The sequence below is a fragment of the Rhodobacter calidifons genome, assembly GCF_011174775.1.
Classification (GTDB): Bacteria; Pseudomonadota; Alphaproteobacteria; order Rhodobacterales; family Rhodobacteraceae; genus Tabrizicola; species Tabrizicola calidifons.
This window is the reverse complement of sequence record NZ_JAANHS010000015.1, coordinates 23,983-42,129: the sequence shown is the minus strand read 5'-3', so window position 1 is coordinate 42,129 and position 18,147 is coordinate 23,983. Positions and strand designations below refer to the sequence as shown.

Annotated in this window: 19 protein-coding genes; 13 read left to right on the top strand and 6 right to left on the bottom strand. The window is 68.5% G+C overall.

The annotated features are described in order from the left end of the window. Positions 1 to 77 precede the first annotated feature (77 nt). The gene (locus tag G8O29_RS18735; protein ID WP_166404103.1) at positions 78 to 1,361 is read right to left on the bottom strand and encodes a C13 family peptidase; all 1,284 of its coding nucleotides are present in this window, start codon (positions 1,359 to 1,361) and stop codon (positions 78 to 80) included. Between the two features lie 157 nt (positions 1,362 to 1,518). On the opposite strand from G8O29_RS18735, the gene G8O29_RS15340 reads away from it, so the two are divergent. From G8O29_RS15340 to G8O29_RS15330, 3 genes are all read left to right on the top strand, one after another. After that, positions 1,519 to 4,017 carry a GcvT family protein gene (locus G8O29_RS15340; RefSeq protein ID WP_166404102.1) on the top strand — a complete coding sequence of 833 codons (2,499 nt, stop codon included), beginning with the start codon at positions 1,519 to 1,521 and terminating at the stop codon, positions 4,015 to 4,017. A gap of 139 nt (positions 4,018 to 4,156) precedes the next feature. Then, a complete protein-coding gene (locus G8O29_RS15335; protein WP_166404101.1) occupies positions 4,157 to 4,477 on the top strand; it encodes a hypothetical protein in 321 nt (106 codons plus the stop codon). Between the two features lie 72 nt (positions 4,478 to 4,549). After that, on the top strand, positions 4,550 to 4,867 hold the full coding sequence (locus tag G8O29_RS15330) for a hypothetical protein (RefSeq protein WP_166404100.1): 318 nt from the start codon (positions 4,550 to 4,552) through the stop codon (positions 4,865 to 4,867). Here G8O29_RS15330 and G8O29_RS15325 read toward each other — a convergent pair. Continuing rightward, complete coding sequence (locus G8O29_RS15325) at positions 4,864 to 5,193, bottom strand: ArsR/SmtB family transcription factor (RefSeq protein ID WP_166404099.1); 330 nt, start codon at positions 5,191 to 5,193, stop codon at positions 4,864 to 4,866. The two genes, G8O29_RS15330 and G8O29_RS15325, sit on opposite strands and share 4 nt — an antisense overlap. Positions 5,194 to 5,386: 193 nt before the next feature. Here G8O29_RS15325 and G8O29_RS15320 point away from each other — a divergent pair, with 193 nt between their 5' ends. The 5 genes from G8O29_RS15320 to G8O29_RS15300 all read left to right on the top strand — a co-directional run bounded on the left by G8O29_RS15320 (position 5,387) and on the right by G8O29_RS15300 (position 7,899). After that, positions 5,387 to 5,710, top strand: a complete 324-nt coding sequence (locus tag G8O29_RS15320) for an AtpZ/AtpI family protein (protein ID WP_166404098.1) — start codon at positions 5,387 to 5,389, stop codon at positions 5,708 to 5,710. 2 nt (positions 5,711 to 5,712) lie between these two features. Next, positions 5,713 to 6,468: a F0F1 ATP synthase subunit A gene (locus G8O29_RS15315; protein WP_166404097.1), complete on the top strand. Its 756-nt coding sequence runs from the start codon at positions 5,713 to 5,715 to the stop codon at positions 6,466 to 6,468. Between the two features lie 42 nt (positions 6,469 to 6,510). Further along, positions 6,511 to 6,747: a F0F1 ATP synthase subunit C gene (locus G8O29_RS15310; protein WP_166404096.1), complete on the top strand. Its 237-nt coding sequence runs from the start codon at positions 6,511 to 6,513 to the stop codon at positions 6,745 to 6,747. 68 nt (positions 6,748 to 6,815) lie between these two features. Beyond that, positions 6,816 to 7,340, top strand: coding sequence for a F0F1 ATP synthase subunit B' (locus tag G8O29_RS15305; RefSeq protein ID WP_166404095.1), 525 nt, complete (start codon positions 6,816 to 6,818; stop codon positions 7,338 to 7,340). 4 nt (positions 7,341 to 7,344) lie between these two features. Then, the gene (locus G8O29_RS15300; RefSeq protein ID WP_166404094.1) at positions 7,345 to 7,899 is read left to right on the top strand and encodes a F0F1 ATP synthase subunit B; all 555 of its coding nucleotides are present in this window, start codon (positions 7,345 to 7,347) and stop codon (positions 7,897 to 7,899) included. A gap of 292 nt (positions 7,900 to 8,191) precedes the next feature. Here G8O29_RS15300 and G8O29_RS15295 read toward each other — a convergent pair whose 3' ends face one another. From G8O29_RS15295 to G8O29_RS15285, 3 genes are all read right to left on the bottom strand, one after another. Further along, a complete protein-coding gene (locus G8O29_RS15295) occupies positions 8,192 to 8,644 on the bottom strand; it encodes a YaiI/YqxD family protein (RefSeq protein ID WP_166404093.1) in 453 nt (150 codons plus the stop codon). Between the two features lie 374 nt (positions 8,645 to 9,018). Beyond that, complete coding sequence (locus tag G8O29_RS15290; protein WP_166404092.1) at positions 9,019 to 9,303, bottom strand: NfeD family protein; 285 nt, start codon at positions 9,301 to 9,303, stop codon at positions 9,019 to 9,021. Between the two features lies 1 nt (position 9,304). Beyond that, positions 9,305 to 10,189: an SPFH domain-containing protein gene (locus tag G8O29_RS15285; RefSeq protein ID WP_166404091.1), complete on the bottom strand. Its 885-nt coding sequence runs from the start codon at positions 10,187 to 10,189 to the stop codon at positions 9,305 to 9,307. Between the two features lie 143 nt (positions 10,190 to 10,332). Between G8O29_RS15285 and G8O29_RS15280 the strand changes: the two genes are divergently transcribed. The 3 genes from G8O29_RS15280 to lpxK are packed head-to-tail and all read left to right on the top strand — an operon-like array spanning position 10,333 to position 12,767. Further along, on the top strand, positions 10,333 to 10,578 hold the full coding sequence (locus G8O29_RS15280; protein ID WP_166404090.1) for a DUF4170 domain-containing protein: 246 nt from the start codon (positions 10,333 to 10,335) through the stop codon (positions 10,576 to 10,578). A 3-nt stretch (positions 10,579 to 10,581) separates the two neighbouring features. Then, positions 10,582 to 11,778 (top strand): 3-deoxy-D-manno-octulosonic acid transferase, encoded by a 1,197-nt coding sequence (locus G8O29_RS18730; RefSeq protein ID WP_166404089.1) that lies wholly within the window; start codon positions 10,582 to 10,584, stop codon positions 11,776 to 11,778. After that, a complete protein-coding gene (gene lpxK, locus G8O29_RS15270) occupies positions 11,778 to 12,767 on the top strand; it encodes a tetraacyldisaccharide 4'-kinase (protein ID WP_166404088.1) in 990 nt (329 codons plus the stop codon). Before G8O29_RS18730 ends, lpxK begins: the two co-directional genes overlap by 1 nt. On the opposite strand, the gene mnmC2 is transcribed toward lpxK, so the two are convergent. Further along, positions 12,747 to 13,448 (bottom strand): tRNA (5-methylaminomethyl-2-thiouridine)(34)-methyltransferase MnmC2, encoded by a 702-nt coding sequence (gene mnmC2, locus G8O29_RS15265; protein WP_242679132.1) that lies wholly within the window; start codon positions 13,446 to 13,448, stop codon positions 12,747 to 12,749. The genes lpxK and mnmC2 overlap by 21 nt on opposite strands. A gap of 43 nt (positions 13,449 to 13,491) precedes the next feature. On the opposite strand from mnmC2, the gene G8O29_RS15260 reads away from it, so the two are divergent. Continuing rightward, positions 13,492 to 14,562 (top strand): NAD(P)/FAD-dependent oxidoreductase, encoded by a 1,071-nt coding sequence (locus tag G8O29_RS15260; protein WP_166404086.1) that lies wholly within the window; start codon positions 13,492 to 13,494, stop codon positions 14,560 to 14,562. A 120-nt stretch (positions 14,563 to 14,682) separates the two neighbouring features. Then, entirely contained in the window at positions 14,683 to 18,138 is a 3,456-nt protein-coding gene (gene smc, locus G8O29_RS15255; protein ID WP_166404085.1) for a chromosome segregation protein SMC, read from the top strand. The last annotated feature ends 9 nt before the right edge of the window (positions 18,139 to 18,147 follow it).

Below are 18,147 nucleotides of genomic sequence, written 5' to 3'. Positions count from 1 at the left end.
AACCCCTCCTCCTACGCCTTCGGCGTGTCGTCGGTCGCACCGGCGAAGAGAACTGAAGGCGCACGACGAGCCCCGGCTCAGCGCGCCAGCACCCGGTCCAGCACCGCTCCGATCGCTTCGCCTTCGGCAATCTGCGGCAGGCTCGGCGTCAGCCCGGCCGCCGCCTCTTTCCGCGTCACCTCCTCGACCGCCAGCCGGAACGCCCTGCGGGGGTCGGGTTCGATGCGCAGCGCCCGGTCGAAGAAGGCCGCGCCGAAGTCGGTCCACTCTGCCCCGTCGCGGCAGCCGAAGGAGGTCCGGTCCGCCCGCGCCGCCGCGATGACCAGCCGGTCGGGCGCGGCGATGTCGTCGATGAACGACCCGGAGAAACAGGCCGAGACAACGATCACCGCTGGCCCGATCCCGGCATCGTTCAGCATCGCCGCGAACTCTGCCGCCGTCAGGTCCCGCGTCCCGGCCTCGGGGAACTCCAGCGCGAAACGGTCCTTCTGCCCGTGCGAGGTCAGGAACAGGACGGCCAGATCCTCCGCCCCCTGCCGCGCCCCGATCTCGGCCAGCGCGCGGGCAAGGTTGGCCCGGTTCGCCAGCGGATAGCGCGTCGGGTGGTCCCGGCTGTTGGCCAGTTTCAGCGCCCGCGCCCCGGCACCATACTGCGCGTCCAGGATCGCCGAGACCTTCTCGACCTCGGACAGGAACACCGACTGCTCCGCCGTCCCGCCCAGGGCCAGGGCAAAGACCTCCGGGACGCCCGGGGTCTGGGGCGCCAGCGCCGCCAGCTGCGCGCCCATCAGCCGCTCCTGCGCCGCATAAAGCGCCTCGACATCCACCGGGACCCTGTCGGAATGGGCTGCATCGGCAGAGACATAAAGCTCCTCTACGCCGAACCAGCGCAGCGCGATGTGCTTCGTTCCCAGAAAGACGGCCGCCAGCACCAGCCCCGCCCGCAGCCATTGCCGCAGCGGCGCCCGCAGAAGCCGGACCAGCAGCGCCACCTGCACCAGATGCGACACCGCGCGGATCGCCTCGACCCGGCCCTGCGTCTGGAACAGCTGCGGCGCCTCGCGGAACAGCGTCCACAGCGCAAGGTTCAGCACCGCCTCCAGCAGGAACAGAAGCGTCACCATCCGCGCCAGAAGGTCCATCCGCCCGACCAGGGCCAGCCCGATGACCAGCCCTGCCACCACGACCGCGCTGTGCGCCACGGCCATCTGCACGCCCCACAACGACAAGGCGCCGCCCGGCCCGTGATAGCCGACCTGCGCGGCGTATTCCGCCAGCCAGGACAGGACGATCGCCGCCAGCGCCACCAGGGCCGGGCGGGAGGGGGACGAGGGACCGGGAGCGGTATCGATCATGGTCATGCGCGATTCCCTTTGCGCCCCTTCAACCGCAGAATCGCGGCAAGACTTCGGCGCGACATGTCCCCATGTCGTTTTCTGACGCCAAAGGTCGGGTGGACTTGCCCGCATTCCCGCCGCTCTGGCAGATAGAGGCAGACCTTTTGCGGGAGTCCCCTCCATGAAGACCCATGTCAAAGCCCTTGTCGTCGGCGGCGGCGCAGTCGGCACCGGGATCGCCTATCACCTCGCCAAGGCCGGTTGGGACACGATGCTCGTGGAACGGGACGAGCTGACTGCGGGCTCCACCTGGCACGCCGCGGGCCTTCTGCCGCTGTTCAACATGAGCTACGCCACGACCCATATCCACAAGTATTCGGTGGATTTCTACAAGGGGCTGGAGGCCGAAACGGGACTGAACCCCGGCTTCTACGTCGTGGGCAACCTGCGCATGGCGCAGACCCAGGCGCGGATGGACGAATACATGCTCTATTCCTCGGTGGCCGAAACCGCCGGGGTCTATCACGAATTCCTGACACCGAAGGAAATCAAGGACCGCTGGCCGCTGGTCCGCACCGAGGACCTGATCGGCGCGCTCTACCACCCGCAGGACGGTTACATCAATCCGGCCGACGTGACCCAGGCCATGGCCAAGGGCGCGCGGCAACTGGGCGCGACGATCGAACGCAAGATCCAGGTCGATGGCTACCGCTGGACCGGATCGGAATGGATCGTCTCCTGCACCCGGCTGGAAGACAAGGGCGGCATGCTGATCGCCACCGACGACCGCTTCGACATCACCGCCGAACATGTCGTCACCGCCACCGGCAACCACGCCCAGCGCACCGCGCGGCTTCTGGGGATCAAGACCCCGGCGATCCCGGTCGAACACCAGTATATCGTGACCGAGCCCGACCCGGCGCTGGTCGAATGGCGCAAGTCGAACCCGCAGCACCCGGTCCTGCGCGATGCCGACGCCAAGTGGTATGTCCGCGAGGAACGCGGCGGCTGGATCCTCGGGCCCTACGAAAAGGGCGCCCCGGCGCGCTTTCAGTATGGCGTCCCCGACAGCTTCCGCGCTGACCTCTTCCCGCTCGATCTGGAGCGGATCGAGGCGGAATACATGTCCTTCATCCACCGGATCCCCTCCTCGGAAACCGTGGGCCTCAAGGACGATTACAACGGCCCGATCTGCTATACCCCCGACGGCAACCCGCTCGTCGGCCCCGCCCCGGGTCTGCGCAACATGTGGCTGGCGGAAGGCTTCAGCTTCGGCATTACGGCAGCTGGCGGCACGGGATACTACCTCGCCCAGCTGATGACGGAAGGCGAAGCCGAGATCGACATGGCCTCGCTCGACCCCAAGCGTTTCGGCGGCTGGATGACCACGGAATACGCCAGCCGCAAGAACGAGGAGTGCTACGACCACGTCTTCATCCTGCACCACCCCGACGAGGAACGCGAAGCCTGCCGCCCGCTGCGCACCGCCCCCGCCTATGACCGTCAGAAGGAGATGGGCGCGCAGTTCGGCCAGGTGAACGGCTGGGAACGCCCGAACTACTACGGCCCGAAGGACGCCCCGGCCGACTTCGACCACAATGGCCGGTCGTTCCGCCGTGGCACCTGGTGGCCCTATGCCAAGGCCGAGGCGGAAGCCGTCCGCAGCACCGTCGGCATCATCGACGCCTCGGCCTTCACCAAGCATCTGGTGCGCGGGCCGGGCGCCACGGCCTTCCTCGACCACTTCACCTGCAACAAGTTGCCAAACGTGGGCCGGATCAACCTGACCTATGCCCTGACCGACCACGGCACGGTGCGCACCGAATATACCATCGTCCGCCTGAAACAGGACGATTACTACCTGATCTCCGCCGGAGCATGGACGGCCTATGACGCTGACTTCCTGCTGAAATCGGCCGAGAACTGGATGGCGCAGGGCGGCGGTTACATCGACATCCATGACGTGACGACGCAATGGGGCGTCTATGCGCTGGCCGGTCCGAACAGCCGCGCCCTGCTGAAGGAGATCGTCAAGGACGCCGAAACGGACACGATGCTGGGCAACAAGCGCTTCCCCTGGCTTTCCTGTCGCGACATCGAACTGGGCATGTGCCCGGTCCGCGCCGTCCGCGTGGCCTATACGGGCGAGCTTGGCTGGGAACTGCACTACCCGATCGAATTCGGCCGCTACCTCTGGGACCTGATCTGGCAGGTCGGCGAGAAGCACGGGTTGAAAGGCGTCGGCGCCCGCGCCCAGAACTGGCTGCGGCAGGAAAAGAGCTACCGCGCCTTCGGGTCCGAGCTTGGCCGCGACGCGACGCCCCTGGAGGCCGGGCTCGACCGCTTCGTGGACCTCTCGAAGGACTTCCGCGGCAAGGCGAAGGTGCTGGAGACCGGCATCCGCTTCAGATGCGTGACGCTGCTGATCGACGGACCCGATGATACCGACCCCTGGGGGAAAGAGGCGATCTTCCACGACGGCATCAAGGTCGGCCGTCTGACCTCGGGAGGTTATTCCGTGGCCTTCGGAAAGCAGATCGGCATGGGCTATGTGCCGGCTGCCCTTGCGGAACCCGGCCAGAAGCTGAAGGTCAAGATCCAGCTGAAGGAATGGGATGCGGTGGTGACCGAGGACAGCCCCTTCGATCCGACAAACGCCCGCATCCGGGTGGACGGCTGACCGATTTCTTCGAAGAAATCGGATCGGAGCCTTCAAAGGCTCCGGTCCGAAATCTTCCAAGATTTCGGCGCCCGGCGGATTGGGCCTGGCCACGCGGTCGGTGACTTGAAGCACTGCCATCGCTTCCCATCTTTATCCGATGGCCGCACAGCACAGACGGGAACGCCGGTTTCAACGCCAGTTCGACGCCATCGGGCGCCTCGTCCCGCCCCTGCGCGGGCCGATGTCCACGCTGCGCCGCGACAGCTGGTTTCCGATCCGCTTTCCCGTTGCCATCGCCCTGATCGCGGGCGGCGTCCTGTCCTTCCTGCCGGTCCTCGGCATCTGGATGCTGCCCCTCGGCCTTCTCCTTCTGGCGGTGGACCTGCCCATCCTGCGCGGGCCGATCTCGGCGCTGGTGATCCGGGGGCGGCACGCAGCCCGGCGCTGGATGCGGCGCTGGCGGCAGAGCCGCGACTGACCTGCCCCGTCTTGTTGTCGTAACGCGCCTGTCGCACAGCCGTCATGGGATCATGGCATTTGACGGTTCGGGATGACACGGCGCGAACGCAGATTTCACCGGCAGTTCCATGCCCTGGAGCGAATCGTCCCGCTGCTGCGGGCCCCGCTGCTGCGCCTGCGCCGCGACAGTTGGTTTCCGGTCCGCTTTCCGCTGGCGATCCTTCTGACCATCGGCGGGCTGTTCTGGTTCCTGCCGATCCTCGGGCTCTGGATGCTGCCCGCAGGTCTGCTGCTTCTGGCCATCGACATGCCCCGGCTGCGCGGACCGATCTCGGCTTTCATCATCCGGGGCCGTCGCCTGACACAACGCTGGGCCCGCCGCTGGCGCGACTGGCGGCGACGGCGTTAGTCTTCCTCGGACAGCTCCTGCGCCAGGAACCGCTCGAAAGCGTCGAGGTCCAGCGGATCGACCTGCCCGAAGGCGCGCATCCAGACCGAGGCCTCGCGCATCGCCTCGGGCTCCAGCTTGCACCAGATCACCCGGCCGCGCCTTTCACGGCTGATGAGGCCCGCCTCGGACAGGACCGTCAGGTGCTTGGAAATCGCCGCAAGGCTCATCGCGAAGGGCTCGGCCACGTCGGTCACCGCCATGTCATCCTCCAGCAGCATGGCCAGAATCGCGCGCCGCGTCGGGTCGGCAAGGGCGGCAAAGACGGCGTCCAGTCGGTCGGTCATGCGCGGACTATCCTGCGGCCCCGGGCGATCGTCAACCGCGGGGTTGAATATGCAAAAGCACCTGGCCACGGCCACAGCGCCGGACCGACCGCAGCAAAGTCACGCGTTTCCAATAGCTTGCACCTCTCCATGCGCGCTTGACTCTGGCCCCCCCGCTCCGTAGAACCGCCGCGACCGTGAAAGGACCTGTCCGATGACGTCCGACCCCGATCCCGACCGGCTGAAGGCTCTGGAAGAGAAGCTGAAGCAGGCGAAAGGAAAGGACGCGCCGCCGCAGACCGCCACGGCCAAGGGTTTCTCGCAGGGCGAGGTGGCCTGGAGGATGGTGATCGAGCTGGCGACCGGCATCATGCTGGGGTCCGCCATCGGTTACGGGCTGGATGTGCTGTTCGGCACGCTGCCGGTCTTCCTGGTGATCTTCTCGCTCTTCGGCTTCGCGGCGGGCATCAAGACCATGCTCGGCTCGGCGCGGGAACTGGGACGACAGGCCGAGAAGGCCCAGAAGGAAGGGAACTGACGATGGCGACGGAAGAACACGGCAGCGGGCTTCAGATCCACCCGATGGATCAGTTCGTGGTCAAGCCGCTGTTCGGCGATGGCCCGGTGCATTGGTACACGCCGACCAACGTCACGCTCTGGATGGGCATCGCCGTGCTGGCGATGATTGCGCTTCTGGTCCTGTCGACCCGCCGCGGCGCAAGGGTGCCCTCGCGCGGGCAGTCGGTGGCAGAGCTGTTCTATGGCTTCATCCACAAGATGGTCGAGGATGTGGCAGGCCACGAAGGGCTGAAGTTCTTTCCCTACATCATGACGCTGTTCATGTTCGTCTTCCTGTCGAACATGCTGGGCCTGATCCCGATGTCCTTCACCACCACCTCGCACATCGCCGTCACGGCGGTGCTGGCGCTGCTGGTGTTCCTGACCGTCACGCTGGTCGGTCTGTATCGCAAGGGCGTTGGTTTCCTTGCCATGTTCTGGGTCACCTCGGCGCCCCTGGCGCTGCGCCCGATCCTTGCGGTGATCGAGGTGGTGTCCTATTTCGTGCGGCCCGTGTCGCACTCGGTGCGACTGGGGGGCAACCTGCTGGCCGGACACGCCGTGATCAAGGTCTTTGCGGGCTTTGCCGGGGCGATGGGCGTGGCTTCGGTCGTGCCGATCGCGGCCATCGTCGCCATGTACGGGCTTGAGGTGCTGGTCGCCGCCGTGCAGGCCTATGTCTTTACCATCCTGACCTGCGTGTATCTGCGCGACGCTGTCGACGAGGCGCATCACTAAGGTTCCACCCAACGACAACCCTTACCTTCACAGGAGACTATCATGGAAGGCGAACTCGCTCTCATGGGCAAATACATCGGCGCCGGTCTGGCCGCCTTCGGTCTGGGCGGCGCCGGGATCGGCGTGGGCAACATCGCCGGGAACTTTCTGGCCGGTGCCCTGCGCAACCCGTCGGCGGCACCGTCGCAGACCGCCAACCTCTTCGTCGGCATCGCCTTCGCCGAAGCGCTTGGGATCTTCTCGTTCCTGATCGCGCTTCTGCTGATGTTCGCCGTCTGATCCTTTTGGGCTGACATCCGGGCCGGGCACAGCCCCGGCCCAGGTTCCAAAAGTTCAGGAGAGGCCACATGGCAACCGAAGCACATGGCGAGGCGGGACAGGCTGTGGGCATGCCGCAGCTCGATTTTTCCACCTGGCCGAACCAGATCTTCTGGCTTCTGGTCACGCTGGTCGTGATCTATCTCGTGCTGTCGAAGGTCGCCCTGCCGCGCATCGCCGCGGTCCTGGCGGACCGGAAAAGCACGATCACCAACGACCTTGCCGCAGCCGAAGAGCTTAAGCAGAAGGCCGTCGAGGCCGAGAAGGCCTATAACGAGGCGCTGGCCAATGCCCGCAGCGAGGCGGCCAAGATCGTGGCGCAGGCCAGAGCCGAGATCCAGAAGGACGTCGACGCCGCAACTGCGAAGGCCGATGCCGAGATCGCGGCCAAGGCGGCGGAGTCGGAAAGGACCATCGCCGCAATCCGCGACGGTGCCGCCGCTGCGGTGGCCGAAGTGGCGAGGGAGGTTGCCGTCGAACTGGTGGCAGCGCTTGGGGCGAAGGCAGATGCGGATACCGTGACCGCTGCGGTCGCGGCGCGGCTGAAAGGGTAAGGCGATGAAGAAGCTCTCCATCCTCCTGACCCTGCTCGCCTCGCCTGCGATGGCGGCCTCGGGTCCGTTCTTCTCGCTTCAGAACACCAATTTCGTGGTTCTGATCGCCTTCATCGCCTTCATCGGCATCCTCATCTACATGAAGGTGCCCGCGAAGATCACCGGCATGCTCGATGCCCGCGCGGCGGCGATCAAGGCCGAACTCGACGAGGCCCGCGCCCTGCGCGAGGAAGCCAAGTCGATCCTCGCGACCTATGAACGGCGCCAGAAGGAAGTGCAGGAACAGGCCGACCGCATCGTCAGCGCCGCAAGGGACGAGGCGATGGCCGCCGCGGCCCAGGCGAAAGAGGATCTCAAGGCCGCAATCGCCCGTCGTCTGGCCGCTGCGAACGAACAGATCGCCTCGGCCGAAGCCAATGCGATCCGTCAGGTCCGCGAACAGGCCGTCGCTGTGGCCGTGGCGGCCGCGGGCGACGTGCTGTCCAGACAGATGACCGCCGAGGCCGCCTCGGCCTCCATTGACGAGGCTATTGCCGAAGTCGAAGCGCGGCTGCACTAGCCGGTCGCGGTCAAGACATGCAAGCCGGCGGTCCGCAAGGGCCGCCGGTTCCGCGTTGCGGGACCGCTCGTCGAAGCCCTTCAAACACTCCTCGCCGGGGCGCCCTGCGACGAGAAGCCGAAGGCGCATGAGGAGCCACCACGGCGCGCGGGTGTGCCCCGTCCCTCCTGTGCCGACCTGTCGTCCCCATGAAAGCGGCGCCCCCGCTTCCCGTATCGTCGCGCTTCGAAAAGAGAAGCCCGAATCAATGGGAATGACGGCTGCCGCCGCACCCGACCACCGATCCGACTGGTCAGGCCCCCCGCCCCGCCGCGCGCACGACCCGATCCAGCACATCCAGAAACTGGCTCCGGTCGGCCCGGGAAAACATCTTCCCGCCCCCCTGCCGGAACGGATCGGCCGCACGCAGATCCTGCATCAGATCCCGCGTTGCCAGCGCCATCCCGACATTGGCCGCCGTCAGCTCCTCGCCGTTGTGCTTCACCACCCGCGCCCCCTTGCCTACGCATTTCGCCGCCAGCGGAATGTCACCTGTGACAACCACATCTCCCGGCCCGCAGGCCTCGGCGATGTATTTGTCCGCCTCGTCCGGACCGCTGGAGACGAAGACGCTCTCGACAAGCGGGTTTCGCGACGGTCTGATCCCCCCGTTCGACACCACCACCATCCGCACCTTGTGCCGGGTGGCAACCGTTTCGGCCTCCCCCTTCACCGGGCAGGCATCGGCATCGATGTAGATCGTCATTGGACCCCCACGCACCCTGGCAGCGCGGATCCACGTATATCAGAGACAGCCTTCTCCGTCAGGTCCCGCCGAAGCGAACCGATCTGCGCCGGTTCTCCCGGCGCGATCGCGACCAAATCGCCCGGATCGCGAACGACAGCCACCGCACGACGCCGGGATGGAAAACGCTGGCTCTGGCCCTCGCCGAGGAATTCGGGCAAGCCGACGCAGATGGAGCACGTCGAACCTGAGTTGGCCGATCCCGAAGCCCCGGCCAGCGCAGGCCGGACTTCTCGTGCCGCAGACAGGTCAGGACAGGGGCATCGCCGACCGGCGCGGCCTTTGCCCAAGGTGGTCGCGGTGAAGGTCCCGGTCAAGGTTCCGGTGCAGTCCACCTAGCGCTGGTCGTTGATGTCGCGGTCCCAGATCTTCACCTGCCCCTCGCGCACACCGATCGCCCGCCGCAGGATCAGCCAGGCCAGAACCGAAAGCACGGCGAAGGTCAGGATCAGCGCCGCCAGCCCGCCCGGCGCCAGGCCGATGCCGACCAGCACGCCGGTCAGCACCGCCCCGATGGCGAAGCCAAGGAAGATGTAGCCCGGCGCCAGGACTTCCAGGACGCCCAGCGCGAAGCCCAGGATGACCCAGGCCCACCAGGTGCCCACGAATGTTGTCAGCATCTCAGACCCCCCGCCCCTTCAGCATCTTGAACGCATCCCCGAAGGCCTCCAGCGCATTGGCGGGGACCAGGATCGTCTGCTTGCCCTGACCCACGGCCACCGCCTGCAAGGCCTCGACCTGTTTCAGCGCGACCTGGAACTGCGCGGCCTCAAGGCCATTCTCCTTGATCGCAGCGGCAATGACCCCCGTCGCATAGGCCTCGGCATCCGCGGTCACGCGCCGCGCCTTGGCGGCCTGCTCGGCGGCGTAGAGATCGGCGTCGGCGGCAAGCTCGACCGACCGCTTCTTGCCCTCGGCCTCCATCACCTGCGCCCGCCGCGCGCGTTCGGCGTTCAGCTGCTGCAACATGGCGGCCCGTGTCGCCTCGTCCAGGTTCACGTCCAGGATTTCCGCCCGGGTCACCTCGACCCCCCAGTCATCGACCATCGCGGTGACCTGCTCGCGCACGCGCTCGATCAGCTGGGCGCGGTTCGACTGGACCTGGTCCAGTTCCAGCTTGCCGATCTCGGACCGCACGATCCCCGCCACCGTCGTCGCAATCGCCCCGTCCACGTCCCGAATCCGGTAGACAGTCTTTTCCGGCTCGGTCACGCGGTAGAAGACCGAGGTTTCGACCTTCACCAGCACGTTGTCCGCCGTGATGGCGTCCTGCGAGGCGTTCGGCAGCTGGCGTTCCAGCACGGATACCTTGTGCGCGATCCGGTCGAGGAAGGGCACCACGAAGTTGATCCCTGGGCCCAGCACCGACCGCAGCCGACCGAAGCGTTCCACGACATGCTTTTCCGACTGCGGCACGATCCGCACGCCAAGGAAGATGCAGAGGATGATGAAGAGCGCGATCGCCAGGTAGACCCCCGGCCAGCCAATCAGGAAATCAAGGTCCACGACAATTCCTCCGGTCCGACGTCGCCCCAAAGGCGCTGAGGGAATGTGACCCCGGATCACGTCCCGCGCAAGACCCGAGCCTCACTTCCCCCTGCCTCCCGAAGCGGATAGTCTCGCCGCGCCTGCAACGAACGGAGCCGATCATGACCCAACGCCTGCATCTCGTCTTCGGGGGCGAATTGGTGGACCCGCAGAAGAACGTTTTCCGCGATGTCAGCCAGATCCATATCGTCGGGATGTTCCCGGACTACGACAGCGCCTATCGGGCCTGGAAGGGCGAGGCGCAGCGGACGGTCGATAACGCGCACATGCGCTATTTTATCGCCCATATCCACCGGCTGCGCGACGAATCCGCGCCCGCCTCGGCGACCGAGGAACTGGGTCACTGATCCATGGCGGCCTCGCTGGGCCTGACGCTTTACAACCTTGGCCAGAGGCGCGACCCGACCGAGGTGCTGGAGCTGCCGGCACGGCCCGCCGGGCGGCTGGTCTGGCTGCACGCGCCGGGCGAGGCGCTGGTCAGCCCGGTCCGCGCCCTGGCCCGCCGGCTGGTGGAGGAGGATGGCCTGCCGGTCCTGCTGACCGCCCCGCAGGCCGGGCCGGACCTGCCCGGGGTGGTCATCCAGCAACCTCCCCCCGACAATCCGGCAGACGCGCGCAGCTTCCTGGACCACTGGCGCCCCGAAGTCGCGGTCTTTGCCGGTGGCCAGCTGCGCCCGGCGGTGATGCACGAGGCGGCCGAGCGCAACATCCCGTTGGTGGTGGTGAACGGCAAGGCTCCGGCCTTCCTGCGGGAACGCGACAGCTGGTATCCGGGGCTGATGCGTCAGTCCCTTGCCCGTTTCCGGGCGATCCTTGCCGTGGACGAGGCCGCCGCGCGGGCCTTTCGCAAGGGGGGCGCCAACCTGTCGGCGGTCGCCGTGACCGGGCGGATGGAAGAGGAAAGCCCGGTCCTGCCGGTCAACGAATCGGACCGCGCCGCGCTGTCAAAGCTTCTGTCGGCGCGGCCGGTCTGGTTTGCCGCCGGGGTTCCCGAAAGCGAAGAAGCGGCCGTCCTTCAGGCGCATCGCCTGGCCTTGCAACATTCGCACCGTCTGCTGCTGATCCTGATGCCGGAACATCCCTCCCGGTCCGCAGCCCTGGCGGCGGCGCTGGAGGAAGCCGGCACCTGGGTTGTGGCCGAACGCGCGAAGGACGAGGATCCCGAGCCCGAAACCGAGATCCTGGTGGTCGAAAACCCGGCGGAATACGGGCTGTGGTACCGGCTGGCACCGATCACCTTTCTGGGCGGAAGCCTGTCGGGCAAGGGGCCGGTGCGCAACCCGATGGAGGCGGCCGTGCTGGGCTCGGCCATCCTGCACGGCCCGAAGACGGGACAGTCGGGGCTGGCGCTGGGCCGGCTGGGGGCGGCGCGGGCGACGCGGGCGGTGGCCTCGGCCAGCGGTCTGGGCGAGGCGCTGGGCGATCTTCTGGCACCCGACCGCGCGGCCCGTCTGGCGCAGGCGGCCTGGACCGTGGCCAGCGACGGCGCCGAAGTGACCGAGGCCGTGATGCAGCGCATCCGCACCATCATGGACGGCGAGGAGTGATGCGCGCCCCCGGCTTCTGGTGGGCGCCGCCGGATCGTCTGGGCCTTCTGCCGCGACTTTTGGCGCCGCTTGGCTGGCTTTATGCGGCAGGCACGGCGCGGCGGTTGCGGCGCCCGGGCTACCAGCCGCGTGTCCCGGTGATCTGTGTCGGCAACCTGACTGCGGGCGGGGCGGGCAAGACGCCTACGGTGATCGCCCTGGTCGAGCGGCTGTCGGCGCGCGGCCATGCGGTTCAGGTCGTCAGCCGTGGCTATGGCGGGCGGCTGAAGGGGCCGGTCCGGGTCGATCCGGCGCGGCACGGGGCGGCAGAGGTCGGGGACGAGCCGCTGCTGCTGTCGGCCTTCGCCCCGGTCTGGGTGGCCAGGGATCGCGCCGAGGGTGTCCGCGCGGCCGAGGCGGCAGGGGCCGGGGTCATCCTGCTGGACGACGGGTTCCAGAACCCGGCGGTGAGGCCCGCGCTTGCGCTGGTCGTGGTCGATGCCGCACGGGGCTTTGGCAACGGCCGCTGCATTCCCGCCGGTCCCCTGCGCGAGCCGGTCTCTGTCGGCCTTGCCCGCGCCGATCTGGTGCTGACCATCGGCGAGGATTCGGCGCAGGCGCGGTTCGATGGCCTCTGGGGTGCCGACCTGCATCTGCCCCGGCTGCGAGGCGCGTTGCGGCCCCTCGCCATGGGCATGGACTGGGCCGGGGAACGGGTTCTTGCCTTCGCTGGCATTGCCGACCCGTCGCGGTTCTTCGCCACGTTGCGGGCCGAAGGCGCCGAGTTGATCCGGGGCGAGGCGCTGTGCGATCACGAAACCCTGTCCGACACGCTGCTTCGGCGGCTGGAGGCCGAGGCCAAGGCAGCCGGGGCGCAGCTGGTCACTACCGAAAAGGACGCGGCCCGCCTGCCCGCGGCGTGGAGGTCGCGCGTCCTGACGCTCGTCGTGCGGCTGCATGTCGCCGACTGGTCGGCGCTGGATGCGCGGCTAACGGCTCTGGGCCTCTGATCCCGGCAAGTGCCCGACCGTCATGTGGCGCTTGCGGCCATAACCCGGCACGCGGCTGACCACGAACCCGGCCTCGGCCAGCGCGCGGCGGACATGACCGGCGGCGGTATAGGTCGCAAAGGTTCCGCCGGGCGTTGTGTGGCGCGCGACCTCGTACATCAGGTCGGCAGACCACAGTTCGGGGTTCCTGGCCGGAGCGAATCCGTCAAGGAACCAGGCATCCGCGCAACCGTCCCAGGCAGGCAGCGTCTTGCGTGCATCGCCGATGATGATCCGGGCCGTGAGGTTCGGAAAGTGCAGGATCCGCGCCCCGGTTTCCCATTGCCGCAGCATGGGGCCTGCGATGTCTGCAAGGTCGGGGAAGGCCGAGACCGCCCGCGCCATGTCCGCGGCCGACATCGGGAAGGCCTCGAAACTGGTGTAGTGGACATGGCCCGGCCCGCGGTGGGCGATCAGCACCGCCAGCAGGTTCAGCCCGGTGCCGAAGCCGAGTTCGGCGACATGGAACCCGTCGCGGAGCCGTTCGGGCAGCCCGTTCCCGGCCAGAAACACATGCCGCGTTTCCTCCAGCCCGCCGGCCAGCGAGAAATACGGATCGTCGAATCGGCGCGAGACGGGGATCAGCGCGTCACGCCAGTCGAGGTCGGGGCCGGTTTCGGGGGGCTGTTCGGCGGCGGTCATCGGGGGTAGTCCTTTGCCCTGTTCATGGGCTTGAGGTGGGGGAATGGCAAGCATCGACGTCACGGTACGCGGAGCAGGGATCTTCGGTCTGTCGGTCGCCTGGGCCTGCCAGCGGCGGGGCGCGAAGGTCCGGCTGATCGAGACGGCATATCCCGGTGCCGGGGCCTCGGGCGGTCTGGTCGGGGCCCTGTCGCCGCATGTGCCCGAGGCCTGGAACCCGAAGAAAGCCTTCCAGCTGGACAGCCTGCTGATGGCCGCCGACTGGTGGGCGGCGGTCGAGGCGGCCTCGGGCCTGTCCGCGGGCTATGCGCGGCTTGGCCGCTTGCAGCCGCTGGCGGACGATACCGCCATCGCCGCCGCTCGCCGCCGGGCGGATGAGGCGCAGACCTTCTGGCGCGGGCAGGCCGACTGGCGGGTGATCCCGGTGACAGGCATAGATTGGGAGCCGCTTTCGCCCTCGGGCTGGCTGGTGAAGGACACGCTCTCGGCCCGTCTTTCGCCTCGACTGGCGCTGGAGGCGCTGATGCAGGCGCTGCGGGCCGGCGGCGCCGAGGTCGTCATGGGCGAAGGGATCGAAGCGGGGATCGTCGTGCACGCGACCGGCATCGCGGGCCTGGCCGAGCTGACACGGGCGCTGGGGGTCAAGGTCGGGTCCGGCGTCAAGGGGCAGGCGCTGGCGCTGCGCCTTGACGCCCGTGCGGCACCGCAGCTGTTTGTCGACGGCCTGCACATCGTGCCGCATGCCGACGGCACCGTCGCCATCGGCTCGACCTCGGAAAACAGCTGGACCGTCGACGGCCCCGATGCGCAGCTGGACGGGCTTCTCGCCAGGGCGCTTGCGGCCCTTCCCGCTCTGCGCGGGGCCGAGGTAGTCGCCCGCTGGGCCGGGGTCCGCCCCCGCGCCGCAACCCGCGCGCCGCTCTTGGGCGCATGGCCCGGACGCCCCGGGCATTTCATCGCCAATGGCGGGTTCAAGATCGGCTTCGGCATGGCCCCAAAGGTGGCCGAGGTCATGGCTGATCTGATTTTGGATGACCGGAACCGGATCCCGCCCGAATTTCAAGTCGAGACGCTGTTGAACCCCTTGACCGGACGACCAAGGAACGCGGACTGAGCAGCCCTGCCGCAACATCTTGGGGATAAGGCGGGGCCAGCCGTCCAGATGCGGGGTGCCCGGTTGACTCCTTCGTGCCCCGGCGGGAACATCGCACAGCCCTGACTCGGAAGTGACCCCTTGCGCCTGACCCGCCTTCGCCTCAACGGCTTCAAGAGCTTTGTCGACCCCACGGATCTGGTGATCCATGAGGGGCTTACCGGCGTGGTCGGCCCCAACGGCTGTGGCAAGTCCAACCTGCTGGAGGCGCTGCGCTGGGTCATGGGCGAAAACCGCCCCTCGGCCATGCGCGGCGGCGGGATGGAGGACGTGATCTTCAACGGCGCGGCGACCCGGGGCGCGCGGCACTTTGCCGAAGTGGCGCTGGTCATCGACAACACCGACCGCCTTGCCCCCGCAGGTTTCAACGACGCCGACCAGATCGAGATCGTCCGCCGGATCACCCGCGACGCCGGCTCCGCCTACCGGTGCAACTCCAAGGACGTCCGCGCGCGCGACGTGCAGATGCTGTTTGCCGACGCTTCGACCGGGTCGCATTCTCCGGCGCTGGTGCGGCAGGGGCAGATTTCGGAACTCATCAACGCCAAGCCCAAGGCCCGCCGCCGGGTGCTGGAGGAAGCCGCCGGGATCAGCGGGCTTTATGCGCGGCGGCACGAGGCGGAGCTGAAGCTGTCGGCGGCAGAGACGAACCTGACCCGGGTCGATGACGTGCTGGAAAGCCTTGCTCAGCAGCTGTCGGTCCTGACCCGGCAGGCCAAGCAGGCGGCGCGCTACCGCGAAATTTCCGAAGAACTGCGCAAGTCGGAAGGGATGCTTCTCTGGCGGCGCTGGCGCGAGGCGGACGAGGCGCGATCCCAGGCCGAAGCCGCCCTGCGCGAACGGCTGATCGCGCAGCATCAGGCCGAGGCGGCGGCACGTGCTGCGGGCAAGGCGCGCGAGGCAGCCGAGGACGCCCTGCCGCCGAAGCGCGAGGAAGAGGCGATCGCCAGCGCCATCCTGCAACGGCTGGTCTTGCAGCGCGACGCCCTGGGGGATCAGGAGGCCCGCGCCCTGGCGCAGATCGACGCGCTGAAGGGCCGGATCGAGCAGCTTTCGCGCGACATGGACCGCGAGGCGGGTCTGAACCGCGACGCGGGAGAGGTGATCGAGCGGCTGGAGTGGGAGATCGAGCAGCTCGCCCGCGCCCACGACGGGCATGAGGAAAAGCTGGCCGAGGCGGTCGAGGCCGCGCGCGAGGCCGGGGCGGTGCTGGCCGAACGCGAGGCGGCGCTGGCGGAACTGACCGAGGACGCAGCGCGGCTGGCGGCCCGGCACCAGTCGACCCAGCGGATGCTGGCCGATACGCGGTCGGTGCTGGAGCGGGCGGAGGCGCAGGCCTCTGCGGCCCGCGAGGCGGTGGCCTCGGCCTCCGGGGCGCTTGAGGCGGCGGGAGAGGCCTTCGCCGCGGCGGAAGAGGCGCAGGAGGCAGCGCTGGCCGAATGCGAGGCGACCGAGGCGGCGCTTGAGGCTGCCGAGGCCGCGCGGGCCGAAACGCAGGGGAAGGAGGCCGAGGCACGGGCGGCGCGTTCCTCGGCAGAGGGCGAAGCGTCGGCGCTGCGGGCCGAAGTGGCGGCGCTGGCGCGCCTGGTGGATCGCGAGGCGCAGGCCGGGCATCAATTGCTCGACCGACTTGAGGTGGAGCCGGGCCATGAGAAGGCGCTGGGTGCGGCCTTGGCCGATGACCTGCGCGCGCCCGAGGTGGAAGGGCAGGCGCGGTCGGGCTGGGCGGTGCTTGCGCCATACGACGATGCCCAGGCCCTGCCTGCGGGCGCCGAGCCGCTGGGCAACCGGGTCAAGGCCCCGGCGGTGCTGGCGCGGCGCTTGTCCCAGATCGGGCTTGTCACTCGTGAAAAGGGCTTTCAACTCCAACCCGCCCTTCGGCCCGGCCAGCGGTTGGTCAGCGTCGAGGGCGATCTGTGGCGCTGGGACGGGTTCCGTGCGGCGGCCGAGGATGCGCCCTCGGCGGCGGCGCTGCGCCTGCAACAGCTGAACCGGCTGGTGCAGCTGAAGCGCGACCTGGAGGATGTGGCGGCCCGGGCCGACGGCGCGCGGCAGGCGCATGAGGCGTTGCAGGCGCGGCTGGCGGAACTGGCATCGGCAGATCAACGCGCCCGCGACGCGCGCCGGGCCGCCGATGCCCGGCTTGCCGAAGCGAACCGCGCGCTGGCCCGGGCCGAGGCCGACCGCTCCATCGCCGGGGGCAAGCTGGAGGCCGCGAGGCTTGCCGTCAGCCGGTTCGAGGACGAGGCGATGGCCGCTCGTGCCCGGCTTAAGGAGGCCGAGGCCGCGGTGGCCGAACTCGGCGACCTGGAAGCCGCACGGGGCGCCGTGGAGGCCGCCAGGATCACCGTCGAGGCTGCGCGGATCACCATGATGACCCGCCGCTCCGCCCAGGACGAGGTGCGCCGCGAGGGCGAAGCCCGGGTCCGGCGGCGTCAGGAGGCCGTGAAGGAGCTGTCGGGGTGGAAGCACCGGCTGGAGACCGCCGCGAAGCGCACCGAGGAACTGGCGGAACGCAAGTCCGAGACCGAGGACGAACTGGCCGAGGCGATGCTGGCGCCGGAGGAGATCGCGGCCAAGCGCGACGAGCTGGTCGAGGCGATCGCCGAGGCGGAGGAGCGTCGCAAGCGTGCCGCCGATGCACTGGCCGAGGCCGAGGGTAGCTTGCGCGAGGCGGCAATGGCCGAACGCGAGGCCGAACGTCTAGCTGGAGAGGCGCGCGAAGCCCGTGCCCGCGCCGAGGCCCGCCTGGATGCGGCGCGCGAAGGCGTGGCTCTGGCCGCCGAACGCATCGCCGAGGAGGACGACCGGACACCGGACGAACTTCTGACCTCGCTCCGCACCGACCCCGACCGGATGCCCGACGCCGAGACGCTGGACCACGATGTCAGCCGCCTGAAACGCCAGCGCGAGGCCCTGGGCGCCGTCAACCTGCGCGCCGAAGAGGATGCCAAGGCTGTTGAAGCCGAATATGACGCGCTGGCGACCGAAAAGGCCGACCTTGAGGAAGCCATCAAGAAGCTGCGCGCCGGGATCGCGGGGCTGAACAAGGAGGGCCGCGAACGTCTGCTGACCGCCTTCGAGCAGGTCAACGCGAACTTCTCGACCCTCTTCACCCACCTCTTCGGCGGCGGCGAGGCGCGCCTTGTGCTGGTCGAATCCGACGATCCGCTGGAGGCGGGGCTTGAAATCCTCTGCCAGCCGCCGGGGAAGAAGCTGGCGACGCTCAGCCTGCTGTCGGGCGGCGAACAGACCCTGACCGCGCTGGCCCTCATCTTCGGCGTCTTTCTGGCCAACCCCGCCCCGATCTGCGTGCTGGACGAGGTTGATGCACCGCTGGACGACGCCAACGTCACCCGCTTCTGCGACCTGCTGGACGAGATGACCCGCCGCACCGACACCCGCTTTCTCATCATCACCCACCATGCGGTGACGATGGCCCGGATGGACCGTCTGTTCGGCGTGACGATGCAGGAACAGGGGGTCAGCCAGCTGGTGTCGGTGGACCTGAAGAAGGCCGAGGCGCTGGTCGCTTAAGCTGCGGGC